This is a genomic window from Oscillatoria nigro-viridis PCC 7112 (genome assembly GCF_000317475.1).
Lineage (GTDB): Bacteria > Cyanobacteriota > Cyanobacteriia > Cyanobacteriales > Microcoleaceae > Microcoleus > Microcoleus nigroviridis.
Map to the genome: position 1 here is coordinate 7,215,420 of NC_019729.1, position 18,767 is coordinate 7,234,186.

Here is an 18,767-nt window from a genome sequence, read left to right on the forward strand (position 1 = left end):
CTTCCCCCCACGGGGGCGTGGCTGGATACAGGTATGAATTCAAGATTTCGCTGCTATAAGCCAAGTATGGTGAGTTTTGTAACTTCCGATAAAAGTTGATTCATACCGTTAATCAGCAACGCCAATTATCAATGGTCTAAGTCCCGTTACAGCAGCCGGCGCGCTTGTAAAATTTGTTGTTCCCATTGCTCGAAAGCGGGGATTTTTGAGCGATCGTCTGTTAGAAACATCGCCCTTATTTGCTCCATCAGCTCGATCGCCAGCGGTACGCCAAGCTGCAATTGTTCCAACACATCCCGCTGAGCAAAAACGGTTTCCGGTGTTCCTTCTAAAATCAATTTTCCTCGATCCATTACAAACACCCAATCAGCCCAGCGGTAGATGAAATCGAGGTCGTGACTTGCTAAAAGGATGGTGGTTCCGGCGCTGTGAATTTGTTGAAGTAAACCGATCAGTTGTCGGGTGTGACGCGGATCGAGATAGGCGGTAGGTTCATCTAACAGCAGCAGTTTGGGCTTGAGAACCATGATATCGGCGATGGAAACCCGCTTTTTCTGGCCCAAACTGAGATTGTGAATTGGTTCGCGGGCGAGTTCGCTTAGATCGAATTGCTCGATCGCCTGCTGTACCTGTTGAGCAATTTCGGATTCTCTTAAGCCTAAATTGTACAATCCATAGGAAATATCTTCTTCTACCGTCGAAGCTACTAATTGATGTTCGGGATTTTGAAAGACGAGTCCGATTTGTTGGCGCAGTTGCATCAAAGATTTGCGATCGTAGCGAAAGGGTTCACCTTGCCAGCTAATGATTCCCTGTTGCGGTTGATATAAGCCATTTGCTAACAGAAAAAAGGTAGTTTTGCCGCAGCCATTTTGACCGATCAGCCCGCACCGTTTCCCAGCGGGAACTTTGAGATTTAAACCCTGAATTGCCACTCGCGAACCGCAGGGATAGGAGTAGGAAGTGGCAGCGAATTCGAGAATCCATTCAGACATATTCGTTATTTTTGATTTTTTATAGCCTTGTTCCCAGGCTCTGCCTGGGAATAAATACCCGGAGGCTATGCCTCCAATTACCGATTACCGATTTCCATTGTATTTGTGTCAGCCTCGATCGGATTTTGACAACTGCCAAAGTTGCATTTCATAACAGAGATGTTGCTCAAAAATTTGACTTGCCTCCAATCCTTCAACCACGAGCTTCTTGAACCAGCGACGAAATATCCAGCGCAGGAATTTGTGGACGGGGGGAACTGCGATCGCAATCAAATCCGCAACATAAATCATTGTATTTAGTCCATAGCGGCGGAAAGTATCGACATACAAATCGATTGTCGGTACAATATGAGCGGAAATGTCCTCAGTTTTTACTAAAGTGAATCCAGCCTGCTTTAATGCTGCATGAAGTTCCGTAACAACATGACAATTAGAGAACATTCCCTCTTGATAATTAGCATCAGATCGCAGCATATCTGCCAGCACAATGTAACCGCCCTGATTGAGGATTTTGGCGGCACCGTTAGCAATATCAACAGCCGACATATACTGGCTACTTTCGCTAAAGAGAATAAGATCGTAGAAACGGGTTGCTTTGAAGTCTTCAAACCTCGTGAGGTGGAAGATTGCCCGATCGCCCGTACACTTGAGAAAGCGCTGTTGTTGGAACGGATCGGGTGCGAGCCCTTCGACTGCAAAACCTCGATCGAGCAAATAAGCCGCATTTCCGCCAATCCCGCAGCCCACATCCAGTATCGTATGAGTGCCTTTGGGGATTGCATCCAACAGTTTTACAGTATAAGCTTGCTGAGCGACGCGCAATCGCGCGATCGTGAGTTCGTCAGCGGGCACGGGTAGGGTTTCCCAATAGCCGTAGTGAAGGTAGGGCGAATCTGTCAGCCCCAAATAGTAATTAAGCGCTGCATTTTGGTAGCGAGTTACCTTGGAAATTTCGATTGATTTTGGCTGCGGCATTCGGAAAATTTAGTAAGTTTTAGGATTTAGGGCAGAGTTGAAATTCTTCCCAGCGCTTGCATACTTGTTCATAGCACTCAACAGGAGAAATTGCCAACTTTTGCAACAAATTGATATCAATCTGACCGTTGGCGATCGACAAAAATATAATTGCTGCCTTGGGTTCGTAGCCAGCAATGATTTGCAGCAAATTGGAAACAATATTTTCCTCTATTTCTAGTTGCTGCAAATAAACGGTTGCCTCCAAGTCGGAAATAAATTGCAGATCGTACTTTATAGTATCTACGCTCCAATTCACATAGCCATTAATCGGAGTATTGATTTTGCAAGCAACCAAGCCTCGTCCTCTATGCAAAAAACCATTCCAAGCAGTATGTCCGATCGGCAAAATATTCTGATGAATAAACAAGTTTTGCCAGTAGCCAAAACTACCCTGCCAAACACTATCTTCAACTCGCATTTCTTTTCATTTCCATTAAAATAAGATACCCTTCAGAACCCAGCTCAAATTACATCAGCGTTCATCTGTGTTTATCTGCTGACATCTGCGGTAAAAAAAACCCAATCCAATAATTTTAAAAATAATAAACTCACCATCATCCATACCTCGCAGATGAAAAACATGATTGCAAACAAATCGGCGGGCATCCTGACTCAGAGATGCAATTATCTCATTACAGTTGCGGGACAGCGCCGGATTCGCACCGAACTTTCCCCCTTGCGTCTGATGGCTGTTCTCCATCAGAGCCGATCGATATACGGGAATATTACCACTATTTGGAACATTTGACAAAAAACCGTCCGTCTATTCACCAAACTCAATATTTTCATACAAATCGGCCAGCGAAATTTCCACAGCAACAGATGTTAAACTGAGCCGATCGCCCATACAGCTATATTCCGAAAAAATCCACTTATTGGTATCAGTTTTAGAATATTGCTCCACCCGCAGCCGATATTGGTCGATTAATAAATACTCCTGAAAACTAGGAATACTGCGATAAGCAGCAAACTTTTCATCGCGGTCATAAGCTTTAGTACCTTTAGACAGCACCTCAGCAATTAGCAGCGGATTGGTAATTGTATCCGTCCGTCCAGATTGCAGCTCGATCGGGCGCGCTACCACCATCACATCCGGGTAAGTATAATTATTAAGCTGGGGAATCCACAGCCGCTGCTCCGAACTAAAAGTCCGATATGGTTTCCCTTTTAACGCCAGTTTCAGCGCAACAACTAAATTAGTGGTAATTTCATTGTGATTCGGTGTGCCACCAGCCATCAGAACAATCTCCCCATTGATAAATTCATGCCGATCCAGAGAATTGATTTCCAATTCTAGATATTCCTGGGCCGTGTAGGTTTTGGTTTCAACTGGCGCGATCATATACAACGCTCTCCTTTAATCTACTTATTTTAGTTTATAGCCTTTCTCAGTAAGATGAGGTACACGCTCGATAAGCGGGGATAGGGATAGGGCATAGACCTCCGCGGGCACAGGGCATACCTCACTAAGATTGAGAACTGCTATATCTTTAAAATTCTGCTAATTCAACAGAAAAGGAGAATTTAATCATGCTAAGAAACAGGCTTTCCGGCCCGTTCCGCGAAGAGTGCATTTTCTTGTGGGGCGGGCAGGATGCCAACCCCTGGAAGGCTGATTGAGAACGTGCAAGATGTGAGTGCGATCGCACTTAACAAACTTACCGCAGCGGGACAAAGTTATAGCCAGTGCTTCCTCCTTGTTTAACTTGCACTAAAATCGGCTTACCGGCCCGATCGCCCGTGGACAAAAACTTCACATCCTCGCTCGATCCTGCTGCCGAAAAATTCGGATTTCTGAGTGCTTGTTGCAATCCGAACCGCGTATTGCTTTGTCGCAAGCCAGCGATGACAGCTTGAGTCGCGTCAAAACTCGTTGCTGTTCGCCAATTTACTACTCCTCCCCAGCGCTGACTGGCATTTTTAGGAAATGGATTGTTGGGATTAGTTTCAGGATGCCAGGGAACGGGCAAAACAAGCCCATCAACGTCCTTTTGCCCGTCTTTTAAAGTTTCAAAGGTGTAAAGAGTTGAACTGCTGTAAAGCGCCAATTTGCCTTGATTTGCACGGGCTAGATCGATCGCGCGATCGATGCGATCTACGTGGGATGCTAGCATCAATCCTTGTGCACCTTGGCTAACAGCATCCGCGATCACAGTGTTAGGATTAAATGTCGGCGCTGACAAGTCGCAGACAATAGGAACTAATCTGCCACCTGATGCTAAAAGAGAGGCAATAAATTCATCCTTAAACGAAGCTTTACCAGCAGCTTGAGAGTCGTAGCAGAAGGCAATATTGCTTTTGCCGACTTGTTTGACGATATACTCTGCTAAAGGAGCCGTCATCGATCGAGTATTGGGGACTGTCCGAAAAATATAGCTGCCAAAACCTGACAAATTATTCGTACTGCTGGTAGGTGTGATCATTACCAGTTTCTTTTCCTGATAAATTGGAGCGGCTGCTAAAGAGGCATTGCTGTCATTATGTCCGATTACCGCTAGAATTTTCGGATCATTTGCTAAGGCTGCTGCAACTTCTTTTGCAACTTCTGGACGGTTGTTGTCATTGACAATTTCAACTTGCAAACCGACACCGTTAATTCCTCCTCTAGCGTTGATTTCATCTTGAGCTTGGGCGACACCTCGGAGGATTTCTTGGGCAACATTGGGGTTGCTGCCGCTTGGCACGCTGACGGCAATTTTCAGAGAAGTGCGATCGCTTACTCTCGCATTATTCAAATAGATTACCGTTTCCGGGTCGTTGCGATTTTGTTGCAGCGAAGCCTGAAATTTTTGAACAGCTTCTTTGTAATCTCCTTTGGCAAAAGCTGTAACGCCTGCTTGCTTTTCGGCTGTTGTTTGCGATGTCAGCAATATCTGATTTCCTAAACTCATGCGAGTTGCGATCGCTCCGGGTGCGATCGGTGTCGGTGCCGCTGTAGATGTAGATGTAGATGTAGGTGTATTTGAAGTTTTGGCACTCAATAAACCGGGAAGGAACTTGTATGCGCCAAACCCAATTAAGCCGATGGCAATAATAAAAACAATGGGCGGCGGGCTGTTTTTTTTGTTAGTATCTTGATACATAATTTGTTCTCGGTATTTTGATACTGTAATTATTCATGCAACTACTGTTCACGTCAATTCATATAATTCATTAATTAAGTTCATAAAAGTCATATTTGTAATAGCTGTTGCAGGAAGTGCGATCGCCCTTATGAAAATCCGGCCCGCTAAACTAACGAGAATACGAGAATTATCAACAATAGTCTTGGAGGCGCGGGTGCTCAGAAACCGGGTTTTTTGCGAGAATACTTGGTTACAACCCACAGATTCAGTAAAAACCGGGTTTCTTTAATTGTGATGCGTAAGCCCCGTTGATATTAACCACCGCCACCGCCACCACCGCCACCACCGCCACCGCCGCCACCGCCACCGCCACCGCCACCACCGCCACCACCGCCACCACCGCCACCACCATCACTACTCGGATCTATGTAAGTCGTCACAACTATTTTTTCATGGTGATAACCGCAATTATTACAGTGATAGATAACTTTATCTTTCCCTTTAGTCTTTGGGGTAGCTGTAGAGATTACTTGTCTATTTTTGTCTAGCGTGAACTTTTTACATCTAAAACAGAATGTTATAAGATAGATGTAAATCGTCAGTAAGATTAAGTAAAGCAAAGATATCCATATCGGGAATGTCATTGCTGCTATGAATAATACAATCATTAAGAAGATGTCTAGAAAAAAGTTTCCTGTTCCCGAAGCAGTTTGAGATTGGTTGCCAGTTTGTTGCCAGCCAGGTTGAGGTATATTCAGAATCACCTGGGGAAATGCAATCTGCACTTCTAATTCTTGTTCCGGTGGAATAGGCTGACTTGCCACAAATTCAAATGTTTTAGGATCTACTTGACGGGGAACTGCTGCTGCACCAAAATTCGTAAACGAGAGAACTTTTCCTGACAAAGCATCGGGTAATTTCACCGTAACTTTTCCAGTATTAACTGGTGCTTTTCGACCCGCTGCAATCGCTTTCCAATAAACTTGAGTATTCTCACCATCTAACTGCAATCCGCCTACCACGCGATATTTGATGACAAAAGTATGTGATTCTGGCGCTTTTAATCGATGTTGCCAACGAATCCAAAGTTCATTGTTTTCAATCCCCGTGCTACTCGGAATTATTTGATTATTTTCTTGAACGGTGACATCTTTAATTTCATCTACCTTACTTAGAGGAATATAGCGATATCGTTCAGTGTTGTAGTCGGCTGTGAACACATATTTTTGGGTTTCGGTAACTAACATATCTCCGTTCGTCTGAACGTCGATGATGACGTTAATATTATCCCAGTAAAACGGTAATTGTTGGGCTGCTGCATGAGTGACTGTGACCATAAATACGGTCAAGGAGGTCATTAAGAAATAAATTATTTTTTTGAGGAGGCGTTGATTTCTCATATAATTTGTACGGGACAACTGTTGATTACAATTATTCAACAGGTTTCTTTTAAGGTCAATTCATTAAATTCATTAATTATGTTCATAAAAGTCATAGGTTTAGTCCAGTAGTCGGACAATCGAGTAGTCCGCCAGGGGTTTCAACCCCTGGCGGACTAATAGGCAAAGCCTGGGAACGAGTAATTTAATGTTGAAATGCCGCGCTTAACAAAGTTAAAACTGTACAACCAAACAAAGCTTCCAATGTATATCTGCGCGAAGGTTTGTAAGGGTAAGAATTCCAAACGCGCAATTCTCCATTAAAGCCGCGCGAGGCTAAACTCAGCGATACTTGACGGTAGTTTTCCAAAGTTCGCTGAAGCAATTGCCCGATTAAAATGCCTAAACTGTGCATTCCCAGCTTCCAAGTGCGGTAGCCGCAGCGCGAGTTTTGAGCAATCCAAAGTTCATCGGCGATCGCCAATAAGCTAAAAATAAACCGATACATTAGTAATAGCAGTTCTGTGACTAACTCTGGACAGCGTAATTGTCTGAGAATTTGCAAGATTTCGGTAAATGGAACCGTCAAAAGGATGAAATACATACAGCTTGTCGATGCGAAGGCGCGGGCAAACAGCAAGCTCACTTGGTATATTCCAGTGCGGCTCACATAGAGATAAAAAGTGCCGGTGCTAATGCCCCAACCTTGCCAAATATCCCACCCAATTGCAGGGATACGATCGCCCGCAACCGCACCCATCGCCAAAGCAGGCAAACTTGTCAGCAAAAACATCAACGGTAGCGACAGCAACCGCAAATACAGTTTCCCCGGAATACCCGCATAGACGACGATCCACACGGCCAACCACAGGGCGATCGACAATTGGACGATCGCCCCAGAAACCAGAGACAGAATTAAAAGGGCGATCGCAAAGGATAACTTGTGAGATGGCGGCAACCCCCGCAAGCGATTTGTATAAGCCAGACTATCAATCTGATGGTTCATTCCGACGATTTATTATCAGACTGCTGCCGAGATTGCGATCGGCCTTTATACAACCCAATGACATACCCAACTACGCCAGCCCCCATTGCCGCTTGAGACGCAAACAATAGACTTGAAATTTCTCCGCTAGCGGGCTCAAACAAGTGATTGAACCAAGGTTGATAACCCGGTTGAATTTCCGTAATTGCTTTCTTAGCTTGGTCATCAGATCCCCCGTATTTACCCCGCACAAAAACGAGAGGAAACGCTGCCAGAACAATCACCGCGCCAGCCAAAAGCCAATTTTGCCGCGAAGTAGATTGGTGATTTTTTGTAGGCTTTTGATTCACGGTTTATGACTCCTCTCTCAATAATTTCAAAGTTTCCAACTCAGGCTTCCCGTAAGAATGCAGCCAATTCCAAACCAATAGAGTCAGCAATCCCTCACTGATGGCTAGGGGTACTTGAGTGATAGCAAAGATGCCAACAAACTTGAGAAACGAAGCCATAAAACCGCCGCTTGCTGCCGGAAAAGCTAACGCTAATTGAATCGAAGTAGTTACATAAGTCAGCAAATCTGCCAAAGCCGCCGCACAAAAAATTGCCGCCCGCTGGCTACCAGTTCGCAACAGCAATTGATAGATAAAATAGGCAGCGAAAGGGCCGACAATCGCCATCGAAAACATATTCGCTCCCAGCGTTGTCAAGCCACCGTGCGCTAACAGTAACGTCTGAAACAACAGAACTAAAGCCCCCAGTACCGCCATCACCGAAGGGCCGAACAAAATTGCACCCAAACCCGTACCCGTCGGGTGAGAACAACTGCCAGTTACCGAGGGAATTTTTAAAGCAGAAAGCACAAAAGTAAACGCACCCGCCAAAGCAAGCAATAGTTTAAGTTCCGGGTGTTCTTTTGTAATCCGAGCAATCGATCGCAAACCTACTGCAAAAAAAGGCAACGCCACCATCCACCAAAACGCAGCCCACTGCACCGGCAAAAAACCTTCCGAAATGTGCATAGCTGCGGCGGGCGTTGCCGAACCCAGGACAATATAACAACTCAAGCCAGCCATCAATCCCAAGCTGACCAATTTCCGATTTCTGGCCTTCACGCTGAACCTCGCAGATGAGACTATGTAAACTAACACATCGGCGGGCATCCTGACTCAGAAAGCGACATGACTCTCATTACAGTTGCGGGACAGCGCCGGACTTGCACCGAACTTTCCCCGTTTCCTCTAACGGCTGCTCCCCATTAGAACCGACTGGTTAGACATAGTTTAGTCGATCGCGTAAGTCTCAGCAAATATTTTACAAAAATTCATTCAGATTAACTCAGTCAAAATTACCTATCATATTTTCTTCTTTTCCTTCGCGTCTTCGCGATTCGTTCAATCAATACTATCGCCAAACAAATCAACGGTATAATATTAATGAGTTTTGAGGAAAGCCGCCATGTTAGATTACAAATTTCCGAGGCACTGGCCCTCAGCCGATGAACTACCAGACTCAGATGAAACGCCTGTGGATAACGAACTGCAAGAACTAATACCAGGGTTGTTAAAAGCAATATTGCTGATACTTTGGGCAGAACGCATGGACTGGTTTTTTGGCATAGATATGGGTATCTATTATCACCCCGATAAACCTGCCATTGTGCCAGATGCTTTCTTAAGTTTAGGTGTAGAAAGGTTTTATGATGAAGAATTGCGTCCCAGTTACGTGCTGTGGGATGAAAATGTTTTGCCGACTTTTGTGCTGGAAGTAGTTTCCCCAACTTATCGCAAGGAATACACCACAAAGTTGGAGGAATATCAAGCTTTAGGCGTACTTTATTACGTCATTTATTCTTCCCGCCGCCGCCGTAAACCCCGTTTGGAAGTACACAAGTTAGTCAATGGGAAGTACGAGTTGCAGCCAGGAAATCCAGTTTGGATGCCAGAAATTGGTTTGGGGATTGGTTGTGAAAGGGGAAGTTATTCTGGGGTGACAAGGGAGTGGTTGTATTGGTATGATGCCGGTGGAAAACGTTATCTGACTCCTGAAGAACAGGTGAAACAATCAGCGCAGCGCGCCCAACAGGAATCGCAGCGCGCCCAACAGGAATCGCAGCGCGCCCAACAGGAATCGCAGCGCGCCCAACAGGAATCGCAGCGCGCCCAACAGGAATCGCAGCGCGCCGATCGATTGGCCCAACGTTCCGATCGACTAGCTCAGCGATTGCGGGAGTTGGGGATAGATCCCGATAATCTGACCTGATGGCAATCAAGAGTACCAGACTGACCGACTCTAGACGCTCAGAAACCGGGTTTTTCAACAGAGATCGATCGTCCTCAACGGAGAATTTTATAGAAAAAACCCGGTTTCTGCGTCCAGAAATATGTGAATATTTATCGCAAAAATCAGGAAAGAGCGAGGTAGATTTGGGAAAAACAGAGAGTTTGACAACCTACATTGAGATCTAGCTCGAAAACATGAAAATCAGCAGAGGTTATTAAATAATGGTCACGGATCTGCGTTCTTACGATGTCATCTGTTTTGGCGATGAAGTTCCAGGAGTTCTAGCTGTTATCTCGGCGGCCAGAGAATATCGTCGCCGCACAAAGCGTTATCCGCAAGTTCTGCTGATGTCTAAAGGAAGCTTGCAAGAAGGAATTGGCGGGCATTTGGTAAGAGGCGGCCTTGCTTATTTAGATAGAAGCCAGATTAGTGAAGAACTTCAACAATCTTTAAAGTTAGATACCTTTGGTTCACCGGCGACAATCTATAAAGAGTTCCTGCAAAAATCCGGCGTTAAGGCAATTGCACTTGACCCGCGCAAAGCCAGTGCAGCGCTGAAAGAAATGCTGGTACAAGCTGGGGCAGATCTCCTCAGCAAAGTAGAAATTCAATCAGTCAGTAAAGAAGGCCAAAAAATTGCCAGTATAACCACCTCTAAAGGCGTAGTTTATGCCGGCAAGCAATTTATTGATGCCACTGTCAATGCCGAATTAGCTCAAGCTGCCGGTGTGAGAAAGCTGAAGGGATTTGAAACATTTGGTCTACCTAACTCAGAACTTCCAGTCACCCTCGTTTTTGAAACCCAAGGACTCAGTGCAAGAGCACTGAAAGAATTCGATTATATTTATCTAAAACGCTTCACAAACCTGGCCGATTCAGAGAGTCAAAAATTTTTGCTGTACGCTGCAGGCAAGGATGCCCAACTAGCAGAAGAACTTCGGCGGGAAATGAGGGACACTAAAGGCAATCTCAAAACTCTGTGGGTGGGAAACGATTACATCGATGTTCGGTCGCTGGCTCTGTCTGTAGCGTACCACTCCTTTAGAGGAATAAAGCTATCTTTTCCTGAAACCGGCGTAATTTTAGATCGGGGAAATATAGCAATACTTCCAAATGAAAGACATTCGTGGAATGCGCTTTTATTTGCCGTCACCGCCAGCGAAGCGGAAGCCTTAGCTAGAAGCGGGAGCAAACCCACGGCTAATATGCAAAAAGAGATGTTATTTGTTACAAGTTGGCTGAGGAGTTTGGGGGCTACTTCTGTTACTTATGCCTCAGAACTTTATATCAGACACGCCGGCAATGTGACGGGAGTTGTAGAACCTTTAACAGGCGCACAAATGCTGTTAGGTGGCGTACCTGCTAATGAGGCACTGGGAACATTTAGCTATCATTTTGATATACGCGGAGGTATCCAGGGTATTCGCGATAAAGCAAATAATCTAGGATGGTTTAAAAGTCTGAGTTTTAAACAGCCTATCTTTAATATTGGCATCCGCCACGCATTAATTAAAAACGTTCCTAACCTGGCAGTAGTCAGTCCGTGTTCTGGATTTGAAGGGTTGGCCTGTTCTGTCGGCAGAATAGTTGAATTCAACGCTGCAGTTGGTCAAGGTGTGGGTATCGCTGCGGTTAATGCCATTCTAAGTAACAAAAATCTAGCCGATGTATCTAACCGAGAAGTGAGACAAGTTCTCGCTGAAACAGGTCAGCTACCTAAAATTTTTGGAATTCCAAATAAGAGTGATGGAATGCTATTGGCGCAATTTGAGAATCTTGTCAGTTCGGATGCTATTGCGTAATATCAATTCCGGTTGCATTCCTGATGACTGTTGGCTGTTGATTGTTGGCTGTTGGCTGTTGACTAAAATTATGCTTTCCTGACAACTAGCTGTTTGGAATTTGAACAAATACCGATGCAACCGGAAACGATATAATAGCACTTTCAATAAACAATGCAGTAGTAGGTTGGGCAGGGGGAATGAAACTCAAGCCAAAAGTTTTTAGCAAAAAATGAGTGAAATTGCTATTAGTATTATGCTACTTCGAATGACAACCATTAAGTTGGTTTGTAGTGAGGAATTTAATCCTCATAAAATTCTGAGCACTTCCGTCGTCACTACAAACCTATAACGGTGATTTTACCGGAAATTATACAATACCTCGATCGCCTGCACCGAATTATTGTGCTGCGCGGCATTAACCTGTTAAGCAACTTTTCAACTTGAGACTTCGCTTGATGTTTCCAGCTTGGTTTCCCGCACAAACAAGAAAAGCGGGAAAGCACATGAAAACGAAACAAGCACACCCAGAAGTATGTACAGCCCTACAAAACTTATATCCAATCGTTTTGACTCAGCGTACATCCAAGTGCTTCCTGCTACAGTTGCGATCGACAAATCTAAACTTACCGATTTCGCAGCAAGATTAGCCGAACTCTCGTTTACAAAGTCGAGCAAGCCAGCATTGCTAAAAAACTGCAAGTTATAGTACCAAGGCAGTACAAGCCCCAGAATTGCTAGGATGAGATAAATGATTCGCTTAACGCTCATAATTATCATACCTGTTCGTCGATCGACTGTATTAGCCTACTCGTTAACAACCAATCCTTACTTCTTCTGCGGGCACTTCGGATGAATCCCGCCCTGCAAACAAATGTAAGCAATTTGACTTTTATCTAAATTCTTAGCCTCCGCAAAATCAATTCCTAGGAATCGACCGGATTTACTACCAGTCGGACTTTGAATAAATTGATCCGAAGCTGTTTTCCCCAGAAACACAGCGCCTTTAAAATTCGCTCCCGCTAAATTCGCGCCCCTAAAATCAACCGAACTCACCTCCGCATTCCGAAAATTCGCATCTTGCAACCGAGCATCTTTTAAATTCACGTTGGCGAGTTTAGTCGAACTAAAATCGGCATTTTGTAAGTTGGCGCCGCTCAAATCAGCACCGGACAAATCAGCACCTTGCCATTCCGATTTAGACAAATTTGTCAAGGACAACTGAGCGCCTTGAGCCTTCACTTTGGCCAAACGCGCACCTGACAAATCCGCTCCTGACAAATTCGCGCTTCCTATATCGGCTCCGGTAAAAATTGCATTTTTTAACAGTGCTTCCTGTAAATTTGCTCCAATTAAAATAGCACTGCTGAAATTAGCTGAATTCAAATTGCTGTTTGACAAATTAGCTTTGTTCATGACAGCGCGCACAAAATTAGTCCGGTTCATTACAGCACTGTTCAAAGACGCCCCAGTCAAATTTACTCCTTCCAAATTAGCGCCGCTCAAGTCAGAAATCCAATCGTCAAATGTACCCGGACGCCTGTCTTCGCCGGTGCCGTAAAAGCGAGATCCCTGCAAGCTGGCATTGGTTAAATTGGCATTTCTCAGCTTAATTCCCGACAAGTCAACTTTGTTTAATACTAAAGTAAACTGAGACGGGCCGGCAGGACTTTGAGCTAAATCCGTGCGGCTGAGATCCGCGCCGTTGAGTTGGCTGCTATACACTGTGAGAATTTTGCCGATCGCCCTTTGTACTGTTCGCTGTCGGGCGGCCGCTAACTCGCGTTCCGGGGCCTTGCCGCCAAACCGCAGGGAATCGAGGTCGTTGCTGAGGGCCTGATTCAACCGCTGCAACTCAGGCAAAGCTTTCGGCCCGCTACTGACTAAAGCTTGCTGGATCGCGTCCAGCATGGCGCGGTTGTCTTCTTGAGCGAGCAAATCCGCTAGCAGGGGTACGGCGCGGGAGTCTTCCACCGCCCCCAAAGCCAAAATGGCCGATCGCCTGCCCGATGCCCCGCTAGCCGATGTGGGAGACAATTTGCTGACTAAAGCCACAAATAATTCGTCGTTCCGCTGCCGGGAATCCCGCATATTTGCTTGACTTTGAGTGTAGATGAGAGTGCCGACAAACAAAGTTAAAATCAATCCCGCGCTGCCGACGGTAACTATCACTAAAGTTGTGCCCGGGTGTTGGCGCATCCAATTCCACAAACTGGCATTTGCTTTCAGGCTGCTTTGTGGAGTCACAACCAAAGCCGCAATCTGCGCGTCTTCCTCAGTCCAATCTGGAGTCTTGACAGGATTGTCAGACAGTTGATTCGATCGAGCGTTGACCACCAAAGTATTCGCGAGGCGATCGTGTCCGGATTGCCGTTTGTAGCGCCATGCAAAAGCGCCGTCTGCGAGCACTGCCAAGCCGCTGAGCCCCCCTAAAATCAGCAAATCCGGAAACGCACCGCTCAAGCGCCAAATGCCGTAAGCGACGCCCAGAGGCACTCCCCAACGCCCCAAACTTTCGCGAATTAGCACTTGCCCAAAACCCGGAGGAGTACCCGACGCTGTGACAACTTTGACCCCGAACCAGCGTTTGGGGAGAGTTTGACCGGTTCTGGCGAGCAAAAACAGTTGCCACCCCGCTAAAACTGCCGGTGCCAGCAGCGCCCCTGACCAGAATAGATTAGTTAGGGGTGCGACTCTGGGGCTGCGATCGCGCACGGGTATGCCCAAAGTGCGGGCGACGGTTTCGGATGCTGCTGCTACTGAGGAATTGAGCGGCACGGTTTGAGTTTCCTTGTTAACCAATGCCCCGATACTGAAGGGAACGAGGGCGCTGGCCGCTATTAAGGAAATTTCCACTGCCCAAGCGCCGCACCTGCGAACCAGCAGTGGCATTTGCTTGGATTGTGTTTGCCAAGACGGATCGGGTTGATTGATGCCGCTGGGCGCGGTGGGGTTAGCCATATTTAGAAATTCCTATTATTTGTCGTTAGTATTTGAGGACTGGGGGGCAATTGCCAATTTATACGCTATGTAGATTAGCACTCCGAGAACGGCAAGAGTCATCAGCGCTGAAATTAGCTGTACGATGCTATTGAAGACTGTCAGGACAATTATGGCTGCGACGGCAAAGGCTGCCACCTGCCCCGGTTTGGGGAGTCTTTGAAACTTGTCCAGTAATTGATTGTATAAGGTTCCGACGGCTTGATAGCTGTCTGAATTTTGTGTGATGAGTGGCGATCGTTCTACTTTAGCTTTTAGTTCTCCGAACGCTTGCTGCCAATTGAAGTTATTTTGAGGATTCATAAAAAAATTCGGAAGTTATTTTAGATTAATGTGTTTGGAACCGCCATTATCCCCTACCGTCAAAGAACTATAACCAAATGCCATTGTGTGAGGAAACATGAAGATCCATTATCCGGGCGATCGCGGCCAACTGTGGTTTAGCCCGATCGTGACCCTAGCCTTGGCAATGATTTTAGCGGATGCCGGTGCCCTTCGGAGCCAACCGCTACAAATTGCTCCGGGATTTCCCGAACCGCTGGGAGTTTCAGGAGTTTCCGGCGGCCCGAACAATAGCGGCGACTGCGGTTTTGTCTCCCAAGCACCGAACCACGTCATCGAAGTAACGCAGGATTTGCCTTACTGGCGGATTGCAGTACAAACCTCTGGAGCTCCGAGTTTGATGATTCAGGGGCCGAGGGGGCGTTTCTGCGTGCTGCCGGCGAATGCTGCTGCGGGGAATGTAGAATTTTCCGGTTATGGGGACAAGGGGACTTATGTTATTTTTGTGGGCGATCGAGCTCAAGGTCAACACCCTTACTCTCTCTCTATTTCCCAAAAGCGAAATTAAAAATACAGCGGAATTAGGAGGCTTGCTGTCAATCGATTTTAGATTTTAGATTTTAGATTAAAGAATTGAAGCATTCACCCCACGGATAAATTCGGGGGGCAATTTTCATCGGATACACGTTGTTGATTTCTCCGTCCTGAGTCTGCTTTCGGAATGAATCCGGGGGCTTGTATCCTGGATGATTGCGGTCAGAAAATGGCTTTTTGGCGATCGTAAATCAGCCATTTTCTGACAGCAAGTGCGGGGAATAGGGATTTCATATCAATTTTGTATTTGGTTTTTCACCCACTGGCGAAACAATCTGAGAGTTTGACTCGTACCCGCTGTTTGACTTTGTTCGCAATATTGAGAAATAGCTGCAATAATTGGCAGATTGGGAAAGGTCGGACTAATTTCAGATTCAACATATTTCCCATCTTGAAGCACATTAATCTGAAGCTTGTTATTTTCATAGCGCCAGATTTCAGGTACTCCCAGAGCTTCGTAAGCGTCCAGTTGAGTTTGGGAAGTTAGATCCACTTCAATTGCTAAGTCAGGCGGCGGATCGACAGTTAAGTCGATCCGCTTTTTGCCAATCATTAGAGCATAATTCTGAATGTAAAAACATTCATCAGGTTCAATTCCTTGTAACATACTTTTTCGCTTGAAAGTGGTCGAACCAAATGGTTCAAATTCGATTTCTAGTTCCTCAAACAAAATTTTCACTAAATAGCCAATAATGATTTTAGCTTTCTCATGTTCTGGTAGTGGCATCCTAATCTCCAAAGTTCCTTGACTGTAAGCTATTCTAGAGCCACGGTGTTCTCCCAACTCTTCTAAAATTGCTTCAAATTCCTGCCAGTTGACATCATTTAACAGCACTCTATGTCCTGGGGGTACACTGATTTGCCTTAATTGCAGCGTTACCATTTCAACCTCCGATTTATTTAAGTTATAGAGCTAAAAACCTGCTCAACAGTCAGATTCAGTTCTCCGAAGGCAGACGAAATAATCGTATCGCCCTCTCGGAACTGGCTAACCTGGTACTCCCCATCAACCAACTGGTAAATAGAGACAGTAGGTTGTTTCGGATTACCGATGAACCGCCGGCCGCCCAAAGCAGCATAGTCAACAACCCAGTATTCCGGGATACCCAATCTTTCATACTCAGCCACTTTTACTAGGTAATCATCTTGCCAGTTAGTGCTAACTACTTCGACAACAAGCTTGACAGAGCTACCTTGAGAAATAACTGATGATTTTTTCCAGAGTGGCTCTGAAATTAAGGCTGTTTTGTCTAAGACTATGAGATCGGGCTGGTAGCCCGTGGTTGTTTCTGGAGGTCTGACAAAATAAGTTGACGGTGTTACATAAGGAAGATTTAAACGGTCAATTTCTACGTTAATTTTTCTGAGGAGAAAACCTGTAACTTCCTCACGATCGCCATTTGGGTTCATCTCAACTATTACTCCATTGCGTAGCTCGAAACGTCCTTTTCCATCTGGATACCCTTCTAAAAATTCTTCAAATGTTATCGATTTGATTGTGGTTTGAATCATGAATATTTCTCCCATTATATAAGAATTAATACTTGTTAGTGAGAACGGTCGCCCTCAAATAGAGTGAGGATAGGACTAAAGTCCTTACTACAAACAACTTTTTTGATGGTAATTAATAGAACATGATATCAATAGTCCGGACTGTTTTTAGATCTAGCGTCTGAAACCATTGATTTTCCGTTGGTAGCGAACTTGCCGCAGATCCTTGAAACCCTTATTCTACAATTGGCAATCAAAAACTGTCCGAAGTATTGGATATCACAGATTAATTAGGTAGGTAACAGGACTTAGGCCCAGCCTCAATATATATGTTTTGTAGGGGCAAACCCCCCGTGGTTGCCCCCATACCTGGGATGACTGCGTAAGTCAGATGTCATAATGTCAGCTAGAACCCCGGCTTATTGAACAAGTCGGGGTTCTGAGTGTGAGGTTTAATTTTTTTGCTGCGCGTACAGTTCCTTAAACTTGCGCTGCTGCTCGTTGTGATCTACGATCGGAGAGGGATAATGAAGAAGTCGGCGTTCTAAAGACGAAATATTTCCTGTTAGCAAAACTTTAGTATCAACGCGGCGCAATTCTGGAACCCAGTGCCGAATATATTCCCCCTCCGGGTCAAATTTCTGAGCTTGACTTCCCGGATTGAATATTCGCAAAGGTTTCGGGTCCATGCCGCTCGATGCGCTCCACTGCCAGCCGCCGTTGTTAGCAGAAAGGTCGCCATCTATCAATTTTTGCATGAAGTATTTTTCGCCCCACTGCCAGTTAATCATTAAGTCTTTGGTGAGGAAACTGGCGACTATCATGCGGCAGCGATTGTGCATCCAACCTGTCTGATTTAACTGCCGCATTGCCGCATCAATAATAGGATAGCCAGTTTTGCCCCGACACCAAGCTTGAAAAAGCTTTTCATCGTTCTCCCAGGGAAAGTCTTTGAATGCTTGACGGTAGGGGCCGTCTGCTAATTCTGGGAAGTTATACATGGCGTGTTGGTAAAATTCCCGCCACGCTATTTCCTGTTGCCAAGTGCGGATGCTTGTGCACGCTTCTTCGCTGCGGCAAGTGTCCATTACTATCTGGGTAGCTTGCCAAACAGTGCGGATGCCTATTGCACCAAATTTGAGGGCTGCGCTGAGTTGGGATGTGCCGTTAATGGCGGGGAAATTGCGCTGTCCTTGATATTCGTAAATTGCCCGATCGCAAAATTCTTCTAATTTTTGTTGCGCTGCATCTTCTCCGGGTTCTATTACTAATGGATTTTCCCAAATAAATCCCAAACTCAAGGCTGTTGGCACTGTTTCCATTGCACCTGCTTGGTTGGCGATTGCTTGTTCTTCGGCGGTTAATCCGGTCATTAATTCCAGATAAGTTATCGGCAGTGTCTCTACTGGTTGGGCTTTGGGTTTACTGTTCCATTTTTTCCAAAATGGTGTATAAACTGTGTAGGGAGTCCCTGTACCGCTGCGAATTTCATCTGGGGCGTGCAGGACTTGATCCCAGAAATTTTGAACTTGAATTCCTGCTTGTTGGAGGGCGTTTGATACGGATCGATCGCGCTGTTTTGCGTAGGGTTCTACATCCCAGTTCCAAAATACTGCTTGAGCATTTATAGCTGTTGCTAATTTCGGTATTCCTAGGATCGGGTCATCTTGAATTATCAGCAATTGGCTGCCTGCTTCCCTGTAACGCGAGGAGAGTTTTTGCAAGCAGCCGATCATGTATGTGACTCTTGCTGGCGCTACGTCATCGCGATTTAGGATATTGCGATCGAGACAAAAAATTCCGACAACTTTCGGGCTTTGCTGGCGCGCTGCTGCCAGTCCGATGTTGTCAGAAATACGCAAGTCGCGGCGGTGCCAAAATAAAATTAGATTGGATAT

The 18,767-nt window shown here is 45.6% G+C and carries 18 protein-coding genes and 2 riboswitches; of the genes, 3 read left to right on the forward strand and 15 right to left on the reverse strand.

Annotated features, from left to right (window positions below):
- Positions 1–146: 146 nt before the first annotated feature.
- The 9 genes from OSC7112_RS29910 to OSC7112_RS29955 form a co-directional block, all read right to left on the reverse strand.
- Positions 147–995, reverse strand: a complete 849-nt coding sequence (locus OSC7112_RS29910) for an energy-coupling factor ABC transporter ATP-binding protein (RefSeq protein ID WP_015179421.1) — start codon at positions 993–995, stop codon at positions 147–149.
- A gap of 108 nt (positions 996–1,103) precedes the next feature.
- On the reverse strand, positions 1,104–1,970 hold the full coding sequence (locus OSC7112_RS29915) for an SAM-dependent methyltransferase (RefSeq protein ID WP_015179422.1): 867 nt from the start codon (positions 1,968–1,970) through the stop codon (positions 1,104–1,106).
- A 19-nt stretch (positions 1,971–1,989) separates the two neighbouring features.
- Positions 1,990–2,430 carry a hypothetical protein gene (locus tag OSC7112_RS29920; RefSeq protein WP_015179423.1) on the reverse strand — a complete coding sequence of 147 codons (441 nt, stop codon included), beginning with the start codon at positions 2,428–2,430 and terminating at the stop codon, positions 1,990–1,992.
- Positions 2,431–2,592: 162 nt separating this feature from the next.
- Positions 2,593–2,737, reverse strand: a riboswitch (cobalamin riboswitch).
- Between the two features lie 38 nt (positions 2,738–2,775).
- Positions 2,776–3,354, reverse strand: coding sequence for a Uma2 family endonuclease (locus tag OSC7112_RS29930; protein ID WP_015179424.1), 579 nt, complete (start codon positions 3,352–3,354; stop codon positions 2,776–2,778).
- Between the two features lie 316 nt (positions 3,355–3,670).
- On the reverse strand, positions 3,671–5,095 hold the full coding sequence (locus OSC7112_RS29935; protein ID WP_015179425.1) for an ABC transporter substrate-binding protein: 1,425 nt from the start codon (positions 5,093–5,095) through the stop codon (positions 3,671–3,673).
- A gap of 296 nt (positions 5,096–5,391) precedes the next feature.
- Positions 5,392–6,477 (reverse strand): DUF2207 domain-containing protein, encoded by a 1,086-nt coding sequence (locus tag OSC7112_RS40350; protein ID WP_015179426.1) that lies wholly within the window; start codon positions 6,475–6,477, stop codon positions 5,392–5,394.
- Between the two features lie 184 nt (positions 6,478–6,661).
- Complete coding sequence (gene cbiQ, locus OSC7112_RS29945) at positions 6,662–7,462, reverse strand: cobalt ECF transporter T component CbiQ (protein WP_015179427.1); 801 nt, start codon at positions 7,460–7,462, stop codon at positions 6,662–6,664.
- Positions 7,459–7,791 (reverse strand): energy-coupling factor ABC transporter substrate-binding protein, encoded by a 333-nt coding sequence (locus OSC7112_RS29950; protein WP_015179428.1) that lies wholly within the window; start codon positions 7,789–7,791, stop codon positions 7,459–7,461. Before OSC7112_RS29950 ends, cbiQ begins: the two co-directional genes overlap by 4 nt.
- A 3-nt stretch (positions 7,792–7,794) precedes the next feature.
- Positions 7,795–8,514: an energy-coupling factor ABC transporter permease gene (locus OSC7112_RS29955; RefSeq protein WP_015179429.1), complete on the reverse strand. Its 720-nt coding sequence runs from the start codon at positions 8,512–8,514 to the stop codon at positions 7,795–7,797.
- Between the two features lie 61 nt (positions 8,515–8,575).
- A riboswitch (cobalamin riboswitch) is annotated at positions 8,576–8,722 on the reverse strand.
- Positions 8,723–8,896: 174 nt separating this feature from the next.
- Between OSC7112_RS29955 and OSC7112_RS29960 the strand changes: the two genes are divergently transcribed.
- Positions 8,897–9,700 (forward strand): Uma2 family endonuclease, encoded by an 804-nt coding sequence (locus OSC7112_RS29960; RefSeq protein WP_015179430.1) that lies wholly within the window; start codon positions 8,897–8,899, stop codon positions 9,698–9,700.
- A gap of 242 nt (positions 9,701–9,942) precedes the next feature.
- On the forward strand, positions 9,943–11,523 hold the full coding sequence (locus tag OSC7112_RS29965) for an FAD-dependent oxidoreductase (protein ID WP_015179432.1): 1,581 nt from the start codon (positions 9,943–9,945) through the stop codon (positions 11,521–11,523).
- 417 nt (positions 11,524–11,940) lie between these two features.
- Here OSC7112_RS29965 and OSC7112_RS29970 read toward each other — a convergent pair whose 3' ends face one another.
- From OSC7112_RS29970 to OSC7112_RS29980, 3 genes are read right to left on the reverse strand one after another with little or no spacing between them, the layout of a single operon-like run.
- Positions 11,941–12,273: a DUF2834 domain-containing protein gene (locus tag OSC7112_RS29970; RefSeq protein ID WP_015179433.1), complete on the reverse strand. Its 333-nt coding sequence runs from the start codon at positions 12,271–12,273 to the stop codon at positions 11,941–11,943.
- Positions 12,274–12,330: 57 nt separating this feature from the next.
- Positions 12,331–14,463, reverse strand: a complete 2,133-nt coding sequence (locus OSC7112_RS29975; protein WP_015179434.1) for a pentapeptide repeat-containing protein — start codon at positions 14,461–14,463, stop codon at positions 12,331–12,333.
- Between the two features lie 15 nt (positions 14,464–14,478).
- On the reverse strand, positions 14,479–14,805 hold the full coding sequence (locus tag OSC7112_RS29980; protein WP_015179435.1) for a hypothetical protein: 327 nt from the start codon (positions 14,803–14,805) through the stop codon (positions 14,479–14,481).
- A 97-nt stretch (positions 14,806–14,902) separates the two neighbouring features.
- Between OSC7112_RS29980 and OSC7112_RS29985 the strand changes: the two genes are divergently transcribed.
- Positions 14,903–15,352: a hypothetical protein gene (locus OSC7112_RS29985; protein ID WP_015179436.1), complete on the forward strand. Its 450-nt coding sequence runs from the start codon at positions 14,903–14,905 to the stop codon at positions 15,350–15,352.
- Positions 15,353–15,613: 261 nt separating this feature from the next.
- Here OSC7112_RS29985 and OSC7112_RS29990 read toward each other — a convergent pair whose 3' ends face one another.
- The 3 genes from OSC7112_RS29990 to OSC7112_RS30000 all read right to left on the reverse strand — a co-directional run bounded on the left by OSC7112_RS29990 (position 15,614) and on the right by OSC7112_RS30000 (position 18,767).
- Positions 15,614–16,261: a Uma2 family endonuclease gene (locus tag OSC7112_RS29990; RefSeq protein WP_015179437.1), complete on the reverse strand. Its 648-nt coding sequence runs from the start codon at positions 16,259–16,261 to the stop codon at positions 15,614–15,616.
- A 17-nt stretch (positions 16,262–16,278) separates the two neighbouring features.
- Positions 16,279–16,890 carry a Uma2 family endonuclease gene (locus OSC7112_RS29995; RefSeq protein WP_015179438.1) on the reverse strand — a complete coding sequence of 204 codons (612 nt, stop codon included), beginning with the start codon at positions 16,888–16,890 and terminating at the stop codon, positions 16,279–16,281.
- Positions 16,891–17,321: 431 nt separating this feature from the next.
- Complete coding sequence (locus OSC7112_RS30000; protein ID WP_041623646.1) at positions 17,322–18,767, reverse strand: FAD-binding domain-containing protein; 1,446 nt, start codon at positions 18,765–18,767, stop codon at positions 17,322–17,324.